Source organism: Pontibacter silvestris, assembly GCF_020907275.1.
Lineage (GTDB): Bacteria > Bacteroidota > Bacteroidia > Cytophagales > Hymenobacteraceae > Pontibacter > Pontibacter silvestris.
This window is the reverse complement of sequence record NZ_JAJJWI010000042.1, coordinates 1-19,206: the sequence shown is the minus strand read 5'-3', so window position 1 is coordinate 19,206 and position 19,206 is coordinate 1. Positions and strand designations below refer to the sequence as shown.

Sequence of the window (19,206 nt, the reverse complement as noted above, 5' to 3'; positions counted from 1 at the left end):
CCAGGCAGCAGGTCCGGCTGGCTGTATTTGAGTATATCGAGAGTTTCTACAACCGGAAAAGAAGACACTCAGCCCTTGGCTACCTGACTCCCTGCCAGTATGAAAACCTGCTGTACAACCAAGCTGTGGCTGCCTGAAAAAGTCTCCAGTAAAACATTGCAAGTCCATGTTTTCTTAACTGCCCTGTCATAGATAAGCTATCAGCCTCTAAACTAAAACAAGCTAGAGTGACACAGATTTCTTCTTAAGAAGCCTGTATACTGTATTTGCTTGCACTGTTTTGCTTTCAATCCGACTAAAGGAAGTCAATTTAATAATTTGATAATACCCTCTCAGTTGTGATGGCTCAGTTAGACCTTTAATTTTGGGTAAGATGATTAGATTAGAACATACAGACGATCAGGAGCTTTTGCAGTTAATCCAGCAGGATAACTGTGAGGCTTTCGACGAGCTATATAGCAGGTATTGGAAAAGGCTATACGTAACAGCTTCAAATAAAACCGGTTGTGAAGAGGATGCCATGGACTTGGTACAGGATCTCTTTGTTGAGTTCTGGAATAAGCGTGCAAGTGTAAGCATCACAGCCTCCTTAGCCTCTTATCTTTTTTCCTGCCTCTACTATAAAACATTCCATTATTTTCGTACAAAAGGACTGCAGGATAAACATATCCGAAACTTTCAGTTGTTCTTGCAGCAAAGCGACGAGGCAGCATATGATGTTGATCCTGTCTCGCCTTATGAGGCGGAGTTGGCCTATGAGCAGTTACAGGAAATTATCAACCAGGCGATAGAGGAAATGCCAGAGAAAATGCGGCAGGTTTTCCAGATGACACGTAGTGGTGAACGGTCAGTGGCAGAAGTGGCGGATGCCCTTAACCTATCTCCCCAGACAGTAAAAAACCAGGCAGGCAATGCCATGCAGCGCCTGAGGAAAGCAGTCAGCGAACATGCAATCGATCTGCCGCTGGGTATGCTCATTATCCTTCTTCTTAATAAGTAACATAAAGTTAACACAAAGCACCTAGTACTTTTCTGTTGCGCATGACACTACCTAGTGTATGCAACCCGAAAAAGAACAACTAAGCCTCCTGCTGGAAAAGTACTTGCAAGGAGAGGCCACCCAGGAAGAGGCAAAGCTTCTGCAAAAATGGCTCCGTCAGCTTAATGTAAGCGAGCAGCAAGCTTTACATCATTTCTCCGATGAGGAAGTGAGACTAAGGATGAGGCAACGTATTCATGCCCGTATCCGCCCTGAAGCGACACCATTCAGAAAGCTAAACCCATTCCCCACGTGGCTTCGTGCTGTGGCCGCCTCCATTCTGTTACTGTTAAGCGCTTTCCTGGGCTACCGTTACTATACAAGTTCCGACTCACCTGCCACCACCCTTATAGCGGCGGACGGAAACGCTATGCAGAAGGTAACCCTTCCGGACGGTACCGTGGTTATGCTAAACCGATACTCCACACTTGAGCTGGATGAGGATTACAATAAGGAAGAGAGAAAAGTGAGATTGATTGGTGAGGCTTTCTTCGACGTGAAGAAGGACAGCCGGCGGCCGTTTATAGTGAACGCTAACAATACGAGCACGCGTGTGTTGGGCACTGCCTTCAACGTGGAGTCTTATGAGGGTGAGGAGCAGGTGCGAGTGGCGCTGCTGCGCGGAAAGGTAAAGGTGGAGGGTGACAACAGACTTCAGTACGGCTTGAGTCCTGGGCAGATGCTGGTTTATGACCGAGCTGAGCGGGTGGGGAGAGTGTTGCCGATTGCCGAGCAGCAGATCGCTGGCTGGCTTCAGCATAAAATTATCTTCAATGATGTGTCGCTTCAGGACGCTATACACCGGTTTCATCATCTACATCAGCTGAACATACAGATAGACCCAACTCTTACGCTGGAAGGAAAACGTGTAACAGGAGAGTACGGAAATGATGAAGCCGAGCAGGCTTTAAAGGCCATACTACTACTACATAACATGAAACTAAAAAAGGAAGGAGGTACACTGGTTATAACAGGCAATGAATAAAAAAAGGCATCGGTTGCAACGATGCCTGAAATGAATTCAAAAGAAAATAAGACCCTGGCAGGTTTTATCACTTATCCTTCATTATAAAACGGTATGACAAAAGTATACATTTCAATCAAATATGCAGCTTTACAGGCAGCGTTAAAATTTCTGTTGCTCCTAACCGTGCTTCTCGGTTCAGTGGCGGTATTACATGCACAGGCACATGACCTGCAGCAAAAGGTAAGCCTAGATTATAGAAACGCCTCGACGGAAACCGTCATAAAAGAGCTTAACAGGCAAACCGCAGTTTCCTTCACTTACGACAAAGCGGCTCTTGAGGATGTCAAAATCATCGAGATAAAGTTCAAGGGTGCCCCGCTAAACGATGTGCTGAGGTTTTTGAGTGATAATGTTCACTTGGAGTTCATTATACTGTCTAATACCATTGTTGTGCATACAGCTAAGACTCCTGCAAAAGAGCGGGCAAAAGCGCAGCAGGAAAAGACAATCACCGGCAGAGTAACCGATGAAAATGGAGAGGGACTGCCAGGCGTGACCGTGATGCTGAAAGGTACTACAAGGGGAGTGCCCACAGATGTTGACGGTAATTTTTCTCTTACTGTACCTGATAATGAGGCTATTCTGGTTTTTTCGTATCTGGGGATGAAGAGCCAGGAGGTTACGGTGGGTAACCTTAGTACAGTTAATGTTGTGATGGAAGTTGAGGAATCTGGCTTAGAGGAAGTTGTGGTTATTGGATACGGTGTTGCCAGGAAAAAAGACATAACCGGCTCCATAGCAACCCTGGAAGGAGAGGTTGCTGCTAAACGTAACACCACACAGCTTTCGCAGGCCCTGCAAGGAACAATGCCAGGCGTCATGGTAACCAGGTCAAACAGTGAACCGGGAGCGACTGCAAGTGTAAGGGTAAGAGGTATCACGACAATAGGAGACAGTAACCCTTTGGTTGTTGTTGACGGCGTTCCGGTCAGTAGTATGAACGATGTAAACGCCGCCGATATCGAAGACATATCGGTATTGAAAGATGCTGCCTCAGCCTCTATCTATGGTGCCAGGGCTGCTGCCGGCGTCATTCTCATCACTACAAAACGCGCCAAATCCAACGAAACCAGCCTGGAGTACAGGGTTAACGTTGGGTTTGATAAACCTACTGCTTTCCCTGAGACAGTCGGAGCGCAAAGGTACCTGGAGATGATAAATGAATTCACCTGGAACGACGCAGGTAACAACGCAGGAGGGGAATACGGGCTTTATTCGAAAGATGACGTTGAAAATTGGGCCGCCTATAACAAAGACAACCCTAACCAGTACCCTATAACCGACTGGCTGGGAATGATTGTGAAGGACTATGCGCCCCGTACCAGTCACTATCTCTCGTTTTCGGGGGGCTCTGGTAAAGTCAAAACACATGCGTCGCTGAACTATGAGCATGTGGACGCGCTGTACGATCATAAGTCATTTGAAAGAGTGATGTCGAGGGTAAACAACAGCATTGAAATTTCAGATCAACTCTCGGCTAACGTAGATTTTGCTTTTAACTATACTGCAAATAAAGCGCCCACGGTAAACCCCATCTGGGATGCCCAGCGTTACCCCGCCGTTTTTCCCGCCTTATGGGATGACGGAAGAATAGCAGAGGGGCAAAACGGCAGCAATGCTTATGCTGCGCTACATAACGGCGGTTTTGATAATTCGTGGACAAACAGGATCAACGGAAGAATTTCCTTGAAGTACCAGCCGATCGAAAGCCTGTCCTTCACAGGCGTGGTTTCTCCTTATTTTCATGGCACAAAAGGAAAAGAGTTCAGGAAACAAATTCCGTATTATTCAGACGAGAACCCTACGCAGTTACTCGGTTACATATCGGGGTACACGACTACTTCGCTCTATGAAAGCAGAAACGACGGGAAGACATTCACAAAACAGTTTCTGGCTAACTATAAGAAAGGTTTTCAGGGGCACAGCTTTAACCTGCTGGGCGGTTACGAAGATTACTATGCTTTTGGCGAGTCTCTGAACGCCCAGGCAGAAAACTATACCTTGTCAAACTTCCCTTATCTGGACTTAGGCCCTCTGGATTACATGAATAACTCGGGAAGCGCCTGGGAGACAGCCTACCGTTCTTTTTTCGGTAGATTGATGTATGATTATAAAAATAAATATCTTCTACAGGCTAACATAAGGTACGACGGATCGTCTCGCCTTCACCCTGATTACCGCTGGGGTTCTTTCCCTTCCGTTTCTGCCGGGTGGGTTGTCTCAGAAGAGCCGTTTATGCCTCAAAATTCTGCACTTTCGCACCTAAAGCTGAGAGCGTCATGGGGGCAGTTAGGTAACGAGCGTATAGGCAACTATCCGTACCAGGCATCCATAGGGTATTCAAATGCTTTGTTCTACCAGGGCAGCAACGTGGTTTCCGCAACAACGGCAGCACAGTATTATTATGCCATTCATGATATATCCTGGGAAACAACAGAGACGGTGGACTTTGGCGTTGACGCATATTTCTTCGGGAACAGGCTAATGTTTACAGGTGACTACTACCGCAAGAAGACCAGGGACATGTTGCTTGAGTTGGAGATACCGGATTATATGGGCTTTGAGAACCCACAGCAAAATACAGGAAAGATGTACACCAACGGATGGGATGCGGAGCTAATGTGGCGGGATAACATAGGACAGCTGGGCTATTCAGTTTCCCTAAACCTTTCAGACTCCAGATCCAAAATGGGTAACCTGGGCGGTATTGTTTTTGATGGTTCACAGATCACCAAAGAGGGAAGCGAGTACAACGAGTGGTACGGGTATCTGTCTGACGGCCTTTATCAGACAGAGGACGAAGTCAACAACTCTGCAAAACTGTATTCCTCTGTTAGGCCTGGAGATATAAAGTACAAAGACATTAGCGGCCCTGAGGGTATTCCTGATGGAAAGATAACACCGGATTATGACAGGGTCTTACTGGGAGGTTCGCTGCCCCGGTATCTGTATGGCGGCAACATTAACCTCGACTACAAAGGCTTTGACCTGACCCTGGCCTTCCAGGGTGTGGGTAAGCAAAACAGCAGGCTCACAGAACAGATGGTGAAACCATTCTTTTCAGCATGGACCAATCCGCCTTTAATAATAGATGGAAACTACTGGAGCCTCTATAACACCGAAGAAGAAAACCTTAACGCCAAATATCCGAGGCTGTCTTACACAGGTGCAGAGAATAATAACTATGTCATGTCAGACTACTGGATGATAAACGGAGCTTATTTCCGCCTTAAGAACATCGTGCTGGGTTACACACTGCCCCGCGTGTTGACTTCAAAAGTGAAGATGGACCAGGTAAGGATCTATGCCTCAGCAACGGATCTGTTTTCAGTCGATAAATATCCTGAAGGATGGGACCCAGAGGTGTCTTACAATACCTACATAAGCAAAACCTTCAATTTTGGACTGTCTGTAAAGTTTTAAATAAAATCAGATGAAGAGAATAATAGCCATCCTTGTTTTCCTTCCATTTTTGTTTGGATGTGAAAAGTTAGATATGAACCCCTTGTCAGAGGGTTCCTCAGAGAACTGGTACTCAGACGAGACAGAAATATCCCTAGCCTTAAACGATCTATACAGAACGTATCTATGGGATTTTGAGACCAACTATACAACAGAGCGAATGAGTGACAACTGGACTCAACGCCAGGCAATAGATGCCTTTGCGGCAGGGTCTATAAACAGTGAGTGGTCAAGATCAGAGGATCTGTGGCTAAACACCTATAAAGGTATAACAAGGGCCAACACCATCTTGAACAGTTTGGATAACGCACAGGGAAGAGTATCTGAGGCCAAGGTAAAGCAGCTGGCGGGTGAGGCTCACTTTATGAGGGCTGTTTTTTACGCCAGGTTAATCTTTTACTACGGAGATGTGCCTTACTACACGGGCTACCTTAGCATTGATGAGGCTTTTGATTTAGGTCGTACGGATAAGAATATCATACTGGAGAATGTATATAAAGACTTTGATGCCGCGATCGAAAGTCTGCCCGTAAGCTATGGCAGCAATGAGTTAAACAGGGCTACTAAGGGTGCAGCTTTGGCATTCAAAGCAAGAACGGCTTTGAACATGTCTGACTGGGCTGTGGCAAGAGACGCTGCCAAGGCCTGTATGGATTTGGACGTTTATTCGCTTCACCCCGACTACGAGGAATATTTCTATTCAAGAACAAGAAACTCAGCAGAAACGATCTTCGCGCTTCCCAGATCATTCGAGTTAGGCTCTTCCTGGACTGCTAAAAACTTCTATACCCGTACAGCAGGCGGAAGTTCGGTAGCCCAACCTTCCTGGGACCTTTTTTGCGCGTACCCTTGCACGGACGGCCTTCCTATCGACGAGTCGCCGCTTTTCGACCCGTGTAACCCTTTTGATAACCGTGACCCGCGCTGTAAAATGACTTTTGTCGAGTTTGGGACAGAGCATCTGGGGTTCATATACGATCCGAACCCTTATACAACGAAAGTCCTTAACGTCTCAACAGGTAAGAAGGTGAATAACAAAGACACCAGGAGCGTGGACACTTACGCATCGTACAACGGGCTGACTTTAAAGAAAGGGGTGGATGAGGATTGGACTGACGATAATGAAACAGACTTCGACATCAGGATTATGAGATACGCCGATGTGTTGTTGATGTATGCAGAAGCCAAGATAGAGCTAGGGGAAATAGATGCCTCTGTCCTGGAGGCGATCAACTCTGTAAGAGCCAGGGCTTACGGAGTGGGTGTGAGTGACGTGTCTGCTTTTCCAGCCATTGCCGCAACCGATCAAGTTCAGCTGAGAAAAGAGCTAAGAAATGAAAGGCGAATAGAGTTTGCGTGGGAAAACAGAAGGTTTGATGACTTGTTGAGATGGCGCCTGGCTGAGAAAGCGCTGACACGGCCCATCTATGGGCTTTTGGATCCGAATGATTTAAAAGAGAAGGTTATTGACAAGGAACTGTGGTTCTTCCCGGGTGTTCCTGAAATCGATGAGGACTGGCTGGTCGATTTCTCCTCCATGTACAGTGAGGGCGTAATAAAGCAGTTGGTTGAACGTAACTTTGACAAGGACAGGCAATACTTGTTCCCTATCCCTTCCAAAGAAATAATGATCAACAAGAACCTGACGCAAAACCCCAATTACTAAGGGTGAAAGTCAATGTTACTTCTAAAAATGTTCAGCCGAATTTTAAAGTATAGACTTTGGTGCCTTGTCTGTATCTTACTGGTCTCACTTTCAGGTTTTGCACAACGCAATAAATCCTTTGAAAGCCCCTCGTTGGAAAGCCATGCGTCATTCTCATTCATAGTCTTACCAGACTTGCAAAACTATGTGAAGTTCCGGAGGAACCAGGCCATACTGGATGTGATGATGAACTGGGTTCTCATGCAAAAGGACAGCCTGAATATTGAGATGGTAATGTGCACCGGAGATCTGGTGGAGCATGACGACATTATCAACCCTGACGGGATAAAAATGAACCAGACAGGCAGGCAGCAATGGGAGGCTGTGTCTCGGGCGTTCGGAAAACTGGATGGGGTGTTACCGTATGTAACGGCTACGGGAAATCATGATTATAATATTTTCAGCTACACGCATAAACCTAAAACTACCCATTTTCCAAGCTACTTTCCTGCGGAGAAGAACCGAGAGAGCCAAAAGCTGCTTAGGGAGGTAACCACCAACGTTTACGGCGAAAGCAGTTTAGAAAACGCAGCCTATGAGTGGCGTTCTGCTAGCGGGAAAATGTTTCTGTTCCTTTCCCTGGAGTTTGCCCCCAGAGACACTGTTCTGTCTTGGGCTAAGGGAGTGGTAACAAAGGACAAATACAAGAATCATACGGTGGTACTGCTAACGCATGCTTACTTAAACTATAAAAATGAGCATGTCAAAGCTTTATCCTACGATCTTGAAGATGCAAACGCAGGCCTGGCCATATGGGAGAAACTAGTCAGGGGCTCACATAACATACAGCTCGTTATCTCCGGGCATATAGGGGCAAAGGATAACGCCAGAAAACACGTTGCCTACCGTACGGACCTGAATGCTGCCGGGAAGAAAGTGCACCAGATGACGTTTAATGCGCAGGCTATGGGAGGGGGGCATTACGGAAGCGGTGGCGACGGATGGCTGCGCATACTGGAGTTCTTACCCGACGGTAAAACTGTGAAAGTAAAAACCTTCTCTCCTTTTTTTGCCCTTTCTCCCACCACGCAGCATTTGGCCTGGAGGCGGGAGTCGTACGATGAGTTTACTTTTCAGCTTGATTGAAGTGAAAGCAAGGCATAATATATGAAAAGAGGCTTTTAGGCTTCAATGATACTCAACACGCAACAATAAGCTAATGATCGCATTATCTACATCGCAAACATCAAGAAGGTCTTTTGTTAAGGGAATCAGCCTGTTGGCTTGTGTACCTTTGGTTCCTAATGCCTTATATGCATCAGAAGGAAGCAACCTTACAGAAGCTAAGGAGACACACAGGGTGCTGTGCTGTAACATCCGGGTTGCTTTGCCCGAGGATGAGGCGAAAGGATTCGGCTGGAGTCAGCGCAAGGACGTCTGTGTCCGCATCATCCATAATCATAAACCTGATATTCTCTGTCTGCAGGAAGTGCTGAGGGTACAAAACGATGACCTGAAGAAGGCATTCCCCGATTACTTTTCCTTTGGTTTTGAGGGGCCTGAAATGGACGCTTTCAAAGAAGGCTACCATGGCATAGCCAAGAACCCGATTTTCTTCTCAAAGAAGAGATATGAACTGCTTGGTGCGGGTGGCTTCTGGCTGTCGGAAACACCCTTGGTAGCTGGTAGCAAGTCCTGGAATACAGCCAGGGCAAGGCAAGCAAACTGGGTGCGCTTACGTGACAGAAAGTCTAGCAAGGATTTCCGCGTAGTAAACCTGCACCTGGACCACAAAAGCCAGCCAGCAAAGGAGGGGCAAATTAAGATGGTTCTAGAGGAAGCCAGGCAGTACCCCACGGATTATCCACAGATTTTGTCGGGGGATTTAAACTCAAATGCGGGAGATGTTGTGTACGCTAATGTCAGATCGGCTGGTTGGATAGATACTTATACTTCTGTTCACGGTGAAGCAGAGCCAGGCTATACGGTGCATCAATTCAAGGGAGATCGATACGAAAAGAAAGACAAAGGCAGGAAGATAGACTTTATTTTTTCTCATGGCAAGGTGAAACCGCTCAAATCGGAAATTCTGCGGGATCATATGAACGGGGTCTACCCGAGCGACCACTACTTTCTATCAGCAGATGTAGAGATTTAGCAGTTTTCCTTTCCTTCTATAGCACATTTTCCAATCGGTCTTGAAATATCCTAAATTTTAGTAAAGTTCACATCAACTTATAACGTATGAAAACAGTCGCCTTAACTGAAAGCATTAATTTTATAGTCAGTAAAGTCTGTAGCAACTCTAACTCAGCTGTTTTACTGAAAAAAGCTATCACAACAGCACTGGTGTTAGCCGTCCTGACTGGATGTAAAAAAGATACTGAGTCTATAGCTGTGCCCCAAGAGAAGGCTTCACAAGCAGGTGAGGATGAGGCGTTTTCTATCGCTATTCTGCCTGATACGCAGTACTACACTTCCCTGAAGCATGGCGGAACCATGGAAATGTTTGAGCAGCAGATCCAATGGGTCAGAGATAACAAGCGTGCTGAAAACATAGTGTATGTGGTGCACTTGGGGGACGTTGTAGACCACGGAGATGACGATAACGCTATCGAGTGGGAAAGGGCCAAGACCGAAATGTATAAGCTGGAGGAGGATAATATTCCGTATGGGATAGCTGTGGGAAACCATGATCAGACCCCTTATGGCAACCCAGGCTCACCGGGCACAAACAGCGGGTATGGCGTATATTTTGGAAGGAAACACATGGAGACGAAACCGTGGTATGGCGGTGCTTATGGAAGCTCTAACAATAGTGACAACCACTATGATCTATTCTCAGCCAATGGGGAAGATTTTATAGTCTTATACCTGGAGTTTAATTCTCCAGGCCACGAAAAATATAGTTCCTCTATTGAAAACGCAGTAATGAACTGGGCTGACGAGGTTCTTAATACCTATGCTAGCCGCAAAGCAATCATTGTAAGCCACAGCCTTTTAGATATACCTTCTGGCAGTAACAGTAATATAAAGGCAGGAGAAGGTGATAACCTTATTGCCAGCGACTTTACCAATCAAGGCGATGTTATCTACGACAGAATGAAGCATCATGATAATGTTTTTTTAATGTTAGGCGGGCATATTTCAGGGGAAGGCTTCAGAAGGGATGTTAATAATGGACATGTTATAAAATCGTACTTGGCCGACTATCAGTCAAGGGAGAGCTATCCGTACGATGGGAGCGCCAGGAATGCTGGTAATGGGCTGATGCGTTTGATGACTTTCAATAAAACACAGCAGACATTAAGCGTTCGCACGTTCGCCCCACGTTCAGGCGGGGCTATCCTGTTTGAAAAAGACGGTGACAGCGAGTTTACCATGCCGCTGTACGACTAAAGTACACTTTGGTGTGGACTGATAGTTTTTATAAATTATTGAGTACAAGATAAACAAGAAGACTCTCCTATATGGGGAGCTTTCATGTTTACAGACCGATAAGTTGTTTTTATGTAAAGTAGCAGCTTTATTGGGTATAGCTCCTTACCTATAATAGGGAGGCAGAGTTTAATATAGTTGTCTTTATGACAACAAAGCATTACCTTTGCCGTAAACATCCTAACACCATGCACATCATCAGCTACAAGTCCATCAGGGAGTACTATGAAAAGCATGCATCCGCCAAACCCTATCTGACAGCATGGTTCAAGACTACCAAGAAGGCCGAGTGGGGAAGCGTCAATGACATGCGGCTCGACTTTCCAAGCGCTGAAATGGTCGTAGATGGTAAAGCCGTCTTCAACATCAAGGCTAATGATTACAGGCTTGTGGCCTTGGTGGGATTCAAAACAAAGCGAGTGTTTGTGCTGTGGATCGGCACGCATGCCGAGTACGATAAAATCAAGATAAAGGACCTCTGAGAGGGAAATCACCTATTACCAGTATCACTTAAGGCACCTCAACCATGGATATTAGATTAATTCACACCGAAGCCGACTACCAAGCTGCACTCCAAAGAATACGGAAGCTGTGGGAGGCGGGCCCTGGTACCCCAGAGGCGGACGAGCTGGAGATTCTGGCTATGCTCGTCAACAAATACGAGGAGGAGCACTATCCTATAGAAGAACCGGATCCGATTGAGTATATCAAGATCCGCATGGAGGAGCTGGGGCTGAAGCAGGAGGACCTAGTGCCTTATATGGGCAATAAGGGTAATGTATCTAAGGTGCTCAGCCGAAAACGCTCTCTTTCCCTGGAGATGATCCGGAACCTGCACCGGGGACTTCGCTTCCCGTTGGAGGTGCTCATTGCAGAGCCTAATTTAAACAGTAAAGCCACCGGATAGCAGGTAGCTTTACTGTTTTGACTTCTATTTGGAACTATAGGCTTCTTAGAAAGCCTCTCCATTTAACATAAGAAGTGTTATACAGCCTTAAAGTCTGCCGCTTTTCTATCTCTTTATAATCTATTTGTGTATAAAAGCATGAGGTTTTCATAAACAAAAGAGGCTGCTCGACACGAGCAGCCTCTTTTGTTTGGAGTCAATCAGCCAGATGATGTTTAGAGCAATAAAAGAGCAAGGCAGCGTAAGTCTTCAGTTATGTCACAGGTTCTTCTAATCGAAGCGCAGGTGCTTCACTGACTCACCTGAGTTGATAAGCTCCAGTAGTGAGTCAATGCCGATGCTCAGGTGTTTATCCACGTAACTGGTGGTTACCAGCTTATCGCTTTCAGAGGTTTTTACCCCTTCTGGAATCATGGGGTTGTCCGATACTAGCAGTAAAGCACCGTGCGGTATTTCATTGATGAAACCTACGGTAAAGATGGTGGCGGTTTCCATGTCAATCCCGATGGCACGTATCTGGCGCAGGTACTCTTTAAACTCCTCGTCGTGCTCCCAGACGCGACGGTTGGTGGTGTACACCGTCCCGGTCCAGTAGTCCATCTCGTGCTTCTTTATCATGGAGGACACGGCGCGCTGCAAACGGAACGATGGCAATGCGGGGATCTCCTCTGGCAGGTAGTCGTTGGAGGTCCCCTCGCCCCGGATGGCAGCGATTGGCAGTATCAGATCACCTAGCTGCGACTTCTTCTTCAGCCCCCCGCATTTGCCCAGGAACAGAGCGGCTCTCGGCTTAACGGCTGACAGCAGGTCCATGACGGTTGCTGCCATGGCGCTACCCATTCCAAAGTTGACGATGGTGATATTGCTAGCCGTGGCTGTTTGCATTGGTTTGTCCAGTCCTCTTACCTCCACGCCAAACCTGTCGGCAAACATCTTGACATAGTTTATGAAATTGGTGAGCAGGATGTACTCCCCAAACTCATCCAGCGGCACGCCCGTGTAGCGCGGGAGCCAGTTCTGCACGATTTCTTCTTTCGTCTTCATTCACAGTTATTTTGATGTTTGATATTTTACACCCTGCAGCGCAATTTGTTCTGCCAGCAGCGGAAGAACATGTGAGGGTGCTTCCTTCCTGGTCGTCATTATACCAGAAACAGTATTACCTCTCCAGGAGACTCTTCTACCTTCAGGAAGCATGAACGCCGCTGATTACCTGGTTAATCAGGTACTGCACATAAGTTTTACGTGGCGTCGCTTTCGCTGTCTTTTGCAGGGGAAGGGCTTGAATAGAGCCTGCTGCAGCATTCATACCTCTCTTCATGTTCTCCAGGAACAGGTGAATGTGGTAACCGTCAGCTAGGGCGTGGTGCACCCGCACACTCACGGGAAGCATGGCCTGCTTGCCTTTCCACTCCAGCCTGCCAAAGGCCAGCCTAGGGATGGCATCGCCTGGGTCGTCTTTGTGCGCATGCTCCATACCCTTGAAGTCAAACCATGGCAACGCAGTGGCATGTATCAAATCAGGGCCGCTGTACCCGCAGAACAGCTTGTTGCTCTTTTTTACCTCCGCTATAATCTCAGATGAACTCTGGCAGAAGGTATGCAGGTCAGGGTGGTGCGGCAGGTGCACGAACGATACGGTTTTATTGTCCTTCAGCACTGTAGTGGAAATGTCCACCGCCTCATACTTTACCACCTCGTCACCCTCCAGCCTTAGCAGAAAGTTCTCGGTGGCGCGAACACCCTCTGCGGCTGCATGCAGATAGGCAAGGGACACCGGCAGACACTCCCACTTAGCGTGGTGGTACAGCTTGGTAATGTCTATCTGCGTGTGCACATTGAAGAACGGCTGGGTGAAGGATCTGAAGAAGTGAAAGTGCTCCTCGCGCTCCCACCCCTTTGTTTTGAAAGGCGCTTTACTGTATACTGTTTTCATATGCATGTATCTTTTGCTGCAGCAGTGTCAGGTTGATGTCGTTTAGCCTGGAGAACTCGCGAAGCACAATCAGCAAAGAGTAGAATAGCTTGTTAGTACCCTGAATGGCCGCTTTTTCGGAGGTGTTCAGCAGCCTTGAGATCATGGCCCGGTGTATTAGCAGGTTGAGGTCTGGCTCCTGCGCGAGCATTTTCAGGAACTGCTCTGGCGCAACCTCCCAGAATGTGCAGTCAGTGACAGTCTCCACGGTGCCAAAGTATGGCATGCTCATAATGGCTTCCACATCTCCGAGCACCTCACCCCTATCGAAAACACCCAGCGTGAATGCCTGCCCCAGAGAAGTGGTGCGCACCACTTTAACTAGGCCAGAGGAAAGAATGAAAACGCTGCATGGCGCAGCGGCCTGTTGCAACAGCTTCTGGTGTGGCCCGTACTGCACAAAGCTTATGCCGTATTTCTCCAGCAGATGCTGATGGGTGTCTATGAAGCGCATCACCTCTGCCCTGTATTCGGTTAACATGTGCCTTTGCATAACACAAAGATAGGGCATCCCATACCTGCTATAAAAGGACAATTGTCCGAGAGGTGTACTATTAGACATTGGAAGGAAAAATGCTTAAAGCCTTCTCGCCTGTTCGAATCAAATCATGTTCCTTCAAACCATTAAAAGTAGCGCTCTATTCCAGCCTCTGTTGCAAGTTTCACCTATAACGCCTTATATGTTAAATATAACACCTGAATGAACAAAGCTTGAAGCTGCTGTTGCTTATCATAACAGATGTTATGGCAAAAACGTCCTTTCCTGCCAACAGGAGGGGCGATTCTGGTGTGCGGGAATTGTCCTCAGATCATTTTATATTGAGCTTACAACATAGTATATCCGTTAGCACAGTTACTTGGTTTTCCAGAAGAAGAAAGAGAAAGAAGAGTAGAAAAAACCGAAAGCCATTGTGTGGTCGATGAAGAATTTTATAGGCAAAATTTTTCAGAAGAACTCAGACATCCTTGACAGACTGAACAGCCTGGCATCAGGCAAAGGCGTTAGCGCAACTGACACTGGCCTGGATACTGGCAAAAGATGAAGATCTGGTTCAAAACGCAGAAAATAGCTGGAAGAAAATGTGAAGGCTGTTGAAATAGAATTAAGCAAGTCAGAAGTAGAAGAGATTGATAATGCTTTTCCTCCCGAAATAACCGTAGGAACACAGCATTGATATTTGGTTACCACATCTCCTAAGGCTTTATCACCTGTAAAACCTCCCTCTAGCGAAATCGTAAAAATGTTTCAGGAAACAGGTTTGATAAACATAAAAGACCTGTGAAACTTACTTAATACAACATAAATGGATAATATCAAAGGTAAAGTAGTGGTAATCACAGGGGCCAGTAGCGGCTTAGGAGAAGCTACCGCACGTCATTTGGCAAGTAAAGGGGCTTCTGTTGTGCTGGGGGCTCGCAGGCTGGAAAGTATGGAAAAAATTGCATCTGAAATTCGTGCAGAGGGCGGTAAAGTAGAAGTGCTGAAAACAGATGTCACAAAACCTGAAGAAGTAAAAGCGCTGGTGGATAAAGCTGTTGGAGCTTTCGGGCGCCTGGATGTTATGATCAATAACGCTGGCCTGATGGCTATTGCCCCGATGGTAGAAACCAAGGTGGAAGAGTGGGACAGGATGATAGACATCAACATCAAGGGAGTGCTTTACGGCATTGCTGCCGCATTGCCTGTTTTTCAAAAACAGGAATCAGGCCACTTCATCAACCTGTCTTCTGTAGCAGGGATAAAGGTATTTAGTCCAGGAGGCACTGTTTATAGTGGGACCAAGTATGCTGTAAGAGCCATCTCTGATGGCTTGCGACATGAAGTCGGGGCAACTATACGAACGACAATAATAGAACCGGGTGCTGTAGAATCCGAGTTAAAACATGGTAGTACCCATGAAGAAAGTGCGAAAGGCGTTTCAGAATTCTATAAACAAGCTATACCATCTTCTTCTGTAGCCAGAGCCATTGCATTTGCCATAGAGCAACCCTATGATGTAGATATTAACGAAATCGTGATACGTCCAACAGTGCAGGAATTCTAAAAGCCCTGGCTGCTATTCTTTAAGAGTAGCAATAGAGAGCATGTGAAAACTCTTTTTTGCCGGCGCAAAGGGTAGAGTTTTCACATGCTCTTTACAGGCATCTTCAGGAAACCTCGTCTAAAAAGCGACCTGGCGTTGCCAGAATCCCGAAATTCGAGGGTTTTATGAGATTCAGGTATAACAAGTGTAAATATCAAAGGCCGTCTCCTGTTCATGGGAGCCAGCCTAATAATACAGTTTAGTTATGGCAAGTGCGGCGCGGTTTCGGATACGTGTCCCAACTGACCATGAACTTCACTATAGTAGTTTGCTTTTGTGACTTATTTAACATGGGTATTGCATTAGTTTGAGGAGCTTAAATATAATTAGCGGCAATTTGGAATGATCGTTCTTTTATTTGTATGTTTGTGGAACGATTGTTCCAAATTAAGAATATTTTTAAATAATCAATAGGCTCCGCTAAAACACTAAAGATGAACAAAACACTTTTTTCAACATTCAAACTTGGCAACACTGTTCTGAAAAACAGAGTGGTCATGTCTCCTATGGCCCGTTCTAGAGCAGAGGAAAACATCCCTAATAAATTGATGGCCAAATATTATGGGCAGCGCTCTGCTGCAGGCCTTATCATTACAGAAGGCACATCTCCGTCACCTAACGGTTTAGGATATACCCGCATGCCCGGTATCTTTAATTCAAAACAGGTAGAAGGATGGAAGTTAATCACCAAAGCTGTACATGACAGAGGCTCTCATATCTTTGTCCAACTAATGCATAGTGGCCGGTCTTCCTCTGAAATCAACTTGCCGGAAGGTGCAGTCACCGTTTCCCCTTCGTCCAAAGCTAATTCAGGGGAAATCTTTACGGACAAGTTGGGTATGGTTTCTCATACTCCTCCCAAACAGATGACACAAGAGGACATAATGAAAGCCCGCAGGGAGTTTGTACAGGCCGCTCTCTATGCTATGCAAGCCGGTTTTGACGGGGTGGAAATACACGGTGCCAACGGCTACCTCATAGAACAGTTTATCAATGCCAATGTGAATGACCGTGCAGATGGTTATGGCGGCAGCGTTGAAAACCGTTCCCGTTTTCTTCTGGAGGTTGCCAAAGAAACAGCAGAGGCTATCGGAAAAGACAAAGTAGGCGTAAGGCTTTCACCTTATAACGTCTTTGGCATGGCAGAAGGCCATGATTATGAGGGGCTGGAGGATACATATGCATACCTTGCAGAAAAACTTAGTGAATTAGGTATAGCTTATATCCATGTGGTTGATCACAGCTCAATGGGCGCACCCGCTGTAACGGATTCTGTAAAGCAGAAAATCCGTGATAACTTTAAGGGGGCTTATATCTTAAGCGGAGGTTATAGCAAAAAACGCGCTGAGGCTGACCTGGAGGCTGGCAAAGGGGAACTGGTGGCCTTCGGGCGCCCATTCATTGCTAATCCGGACCTAGTCGAGCGTATGGAAATGGATGCTCCTCTAAACGAACCAGACACCAGTACCTTCTACACTCCTGGAGAAAAGGGCTATACGGACTATCCTTTTCTTAAAGAAGTCATCGCAGGCTAATTCTGGAGACCCTGTTAATATTGGAAGAGGCTGTCCGCCAAGGGCAGCCTCTTTTCATAGCAGGATACAAAGCTTCCAAGTCTGCACCAGACCAGGTAAGCATTAAAGAAATAGGTTATAGTATGCGCGATACCATCCTGAAACCGGCAGTATAATTCCTCCATTATTCATAAAGTAGTGTAGAATTCTTAACATGTTACACAAGCCATAAAGAACTTATTGAAACACATGGTTTTTTCTTATGTCAGTGAATTTACAAGCAGTTGATAAAGCATCTTCCGGTGCGAAGGTCATGGGTGATGCACGACCCATTCAAAGTCAAATACGTTAACTTAAACATGTAACGTCAGTCCCGTTGAGTATCTTTGTAAAGCACATTGTAACGGCATGACAAAGCTCTAGTATGGCACGAACTAAATTATTTGATGAAAAGCATATTTTAGACAAAGCAATGGATTTGTTTTGGCTAAAGGGCTATCATGCTACCTCTGCACAAGACTTAGTAGACGCCTTAGAAATAAGCCGTTCAAGTATGTACGGTACTTTTGGTGACAAACACTCACTTTTCGTGAAAGCGCTTACGCAGTACCGTAGACAACGAATCGATCCTGTGCTTAAAGAGGCGAACATCACAGAGGATGTTGAAGGGTATATCAGGAGTGTCTTTGAGGCGATCAAAACCGACGCTTTAAATGATTGCTGCTCAAGGGGGTGCTTTATGGTGAATTCAGCCGTTGAGTTGGCTCTCATCGATCCCGAGGTGGCCGCCATCACTGCCTCGATCATGAGTGATTTTGAAGATGCGATTAGCAAGGCGATAGAGAAAGGTCAGAAACAAGGCAAATTCACCACTAAACAGTCAGCACTTTCCTTAGCGAGGTTCGTTTCTAATTCATTGAACGGTTTGCGTGTCACCGTAAAATTTGACTCAAGTGAAAAGAGGTTTGACGATGTTGTAAATGTTTGTTTGCTTGCGTTAAAAAATTGAGTCTGTAACAATTCCTATAAGTATTGACATCAACTGTGATCTTTACCCTCTCCCCTGAAAGACCGAATTGTTGTAAGGTAGATAACACGGGCAATTTTCCGTGCTAAAATAAAACGAATTGCCATAAAAAAATTAAAAGTTCACCGAGGCGCAGATCCTCTTCTCCATCAAGCAGTCACAAACTGGTATTTCGGTGGGAGAAGTTTGCCTTAACGTGAACTGGTTTTTTCACTGGAGGACGCCAGGGAGAAGATTAAGGCCTGAAGGAATGTTCGCGCGTAAAACTTTCTCTGAAAGTAAGCAAAAAGCTTCTCCACGAAGGCGTAAGATGTACGGAATACACCTAATGGGTAGCTGTGCTAGGCGGGGCAATAAACCGTTAGAAGATAGCCGATGATTTTATGAGTATTAGGCTGTGTATCTTTTAGACTTGCGGCCTACGATACATAAGGGCTTTATTGTTTAGCCTCCCAACTGGTGTTGGCACAGCTAAACTGGAATAGCGAAAACACTTTAATTGTAAAAGCATAATCAGCGAATCCCCCTTAAATTTCCAATCTCAAGAAACGAACGTGGCTATTTGGTGATAATCATAGCTGGGAATTTACTTCATAGGCAATAAAGGACAGTCTCAGGTTCTTGTCTAGCCAACAAGGCTTAGGTCGGGCTTATTATAGATGAAATAGGTTATCTGTCCGCAAAATCTGTTGTTGCTCTTGTCTCTTGAAACCCCCGTTTTCCCGATACAAGTTTGGAACATCAGCTGATATAGGCTGAAACTAAGTAAAACAGGTAGCAATACTGTATTACCGGGCGTTGATTTCAGTTTTATGCTGTCCCATTGATGCTGGACAGCATAAAACACAGCCACAATAGCTGTTTTTGCTGGTGTGAAGTAATGTGGAGTTGTAGTTTTGAGGAAGCTTTCTCTTTTATAGCTGTCCTAGCAGGCTACTGATCCAAGAAAAGCGATGAAGTGATACAGGCAGGGGCCGTCTGTTGCTAAATGTTGCTCCTGCCTGATGAACTGTCCCACTGCTGTCCCAGTGTCCCGGAAAATGTGGGTTTCTGATACAGAAACTAGCGGTTATATCGTCGGCCGATAA

General features: G+C 46.0%; 18 protein-coding genes. 15 read left to right on the top strand and 3 right to left on the bottom strand.

Features of this window, described 5'->3' with window-relative positions; translation table 11 throughout:
• The 10 genes from LN995_RS20725 to LN995_RS20680 all read left to right on the top strand — a co-directional run.
• Positions 1 to 137: IS3 family transposase (locus LN995_RS20725; protein WP_229963007.1), on the top strand; the 137-nt coding region annotated here is incomplete at its 5' end.
• 236 nt (positions 138 to 373) lie between these two features.
• Entirely contained in the window at positions 374 to 1,000 is a 627-nt protein-coding gene (locus LN995_RS20720) for an RNA polymerase sigma factor (protein WP_229963006.1), read from the top strand.
• A gap of 58 nt (positions 1,001 to 1,058) precedes the next feature.
• Positions 1,059 to 2,024, top strand: coding sequence for a FecR family protein (locus LN995_RS20715; protein WP_229963005.1), 966 nt, complete (start codon positions 1,059 to 1,061; stop codon positions 2,022 to 2,024).
• 93 nt (positions 2,025 to 2,117) lie between these two features.
• Positions 2,118 to 5,489: a SusC/RagA family TonB-linked outer membrane protein gene (locus LN995_RS20710; RefSeq protein ID WP_229963004.1), complete on the top strand. Its 3,372-nt coding sequence runs from the start codon at positions 2,118 to 2,120 to the stop codon at positions 5,487 to 5,489.
• Between the two features lie 73 nt (positions 5,490 to 5,562).
• Positions 5,563 to 7,194, top strand: coding sequence for a RagB/SusD family nutrient uptake outer membrane protein (locus LN995_RS20705; RefSeq protein ID WP_229963003.1), 1,632 nt, complete (start codon positions 5,563 to 5,565; stop codon positions 7,192 to 7,194).
• Between the two features lie 12 nt (positions 7,195 to 7,206).
• On the top strand, positions 7,207 to 8,319 hold the full coding sequence (locus tag LN995_RS20700) for a metallophosphoesterase (RefSeq protein ID WP_317206986.1): 1,113 nt from the start codon (positions 7,207 to 7,209) through the stop codon (positions 8,317 to 8,319).
• A 73-nt stretch (positions 8,320 to 8,392) separates the two neighbouring features.
• Positions 8,393 to 9,331 (top strand): endonuclease/exonuclease/phosphatase family protein, encoded by a 939-nt coding sequence (locus tag LN995_RS20695; protein WP_229963001.1) that lies wholly within the window; start codon positions 8,393 to 8,395, stop codon positions 9,329 to 9,331.
• Positions 9,332 to 9,417: 86 nt separating this feature from the next.
• Entirely contained in the window at positions 9,418 to 10,572 is a 1,155-nt protein-coding gene (locus tag LN995_RS20690) for a metallophosphoesterase (protein WP_229963000.1), read from the top strand.
• Between the two features lie 227 nt (positions 10,573 to 10,799).
• Positions 10,800 to 11,093 carry a type II toxin-antitoxin system HigB family toxin gene (locus LN995_RS20685; RefSeq protein WP_229962999.1) on the top strand — a complete coding sequence of 98 codons (294 nt, stop codon included), beginning with the start codon at positions 10,800 to 10,802 and terminating at the stop codon, positions 11,091 to 11,093.
• A 44-nt stretch (positions 11,094 to 11,137) separates the two neighbouring features.
• A complete protein-coding gene (locus LN995_RS20680) occupies positions 11,138 to 11,518 on the top strand; it encodes a helix-turn-helix domain-containing protein (protein ID WP_229962998.1) in 381 nt (126 codons plus the stop codon).
• A gap of 270 nt (positions 11,519 to 11,788) precedes the next feature.
• Here the strand turns inward: LN995_RS20680 and LN995_RS20675 are convergent, their stop codons facing one another.
• From LN995_RS20675 to LN995_RS20665, 3 genes are all read right to left on the bottom strand, one after another.
• Positions 11,789 to 12,562, bottom strand: a complete 774-nt coding sequence (locus tag LN995_RS20675) for an AMP nucleosidase (RefSeq protein WP_229962997.1) — start codon at positions 12,560 to 12,562, stop codon at positions 11,789 to 11,791.
• Positions 12,563 to 12,704: 142 nt separating this feature from the next.
• Complete coding sequence (locus LN995_RS20670) at positions 12,705 to 13,454, bottom strand: CatA-like O-acetyltransferase (protein WP_229962996.1); 750 nt, start codon at positions 13,452 to 13,454, stop codon at positions 12,705 to 12,707.
• Positions 13,435 to 13,974, bottom strand: coding sequence for a Crp/Fnr family transcriptional regulator (locus tag LN995_RS20665; RefSeq protein ID WP_229962995.1), 540 nt, complete (start codon positions 13,972 to 13,974; stop codon positions 13,435 to 13,437). The genes LN995_RS20670 and LN995_RS20665 overlap by 20 nt, the downstream gene beginning before the upstream one ends.
• A gap of 439 nt (positions 13,975 to 14,413) precedes the next feature.
• Between LN995_RS20665 and LN995_RS21950 the strand changes: the two genes are divergently transcribed.
• The 5 genes from LN995_RS21950 (at position 14,414) to LN995_RS20650 (ending at position 18,100) form a co-directional block, all read left to right on the top strand.
• Positions 14,414 to 14,536: a hypothetical protein gene (locus LN995_RS21950; RefSeq protein ID WP_255710123.1), complete on the top strand. Its 123-nt coding sequence runs from the start codon at positions 14,414 to 14,416 to the stop codon at positions 14,534 to 14,536.
• 261 nt (positions 14,537 to 14,797) lie between these two features.
• Positions 14,798 to 15,538 carry an SDR family oxidoreductase gene (locus tag LN995_RS20660; protein ID WP_229962994.1) on the top strand — a complete coding sequence of 247 codons (741 nt, stop codon included), beginning with the start codon at positions 14,798 to 14,800 and terminating at the stop codon, positions 15,536 to 15,538.
• Between the two features lie 473 nt (positions 15,539 to 16,011).
• A complete protein-coding gene (locus tag LN995_RS20655) occupies positions 16,012 to 17,112 on the top strand; it encodes an alkene reductase (protein ID WP_229962993.1) in 1,101 nt (366 codons plus the stop codon).
• Positions 17,113 to 17,132: 20 nt separating this feature from the next.
• The gene (locus LN995_RS21945) at positions 17,133 to 17,267 is read left to right on the top strand and encodes a hypothetical protein (protein ID WP_262910548.1); all 135 of its coding nucleotides are present in this window, start codon (positions 17,133 to 17,135) and stop codon (positions 17,265 to 17,267) included.
• A gap of 248 nt (positions 17,268 to 17,515) precedes the next feature.
• Complete coding sequence (locus tag LN995_RS20650; protein WP_229962992.1) at positions 17,516 to 18,100, top strand: TetR/AcrR family transcriptional regulator; 585 nt, start codon at positions 17,516 to 17,518, stop codon at positions 18,098 to 18,100.
• The last annotated feature ends 1,106 nt before the right edge of the window (positions 18,101 to 19,206 follow it).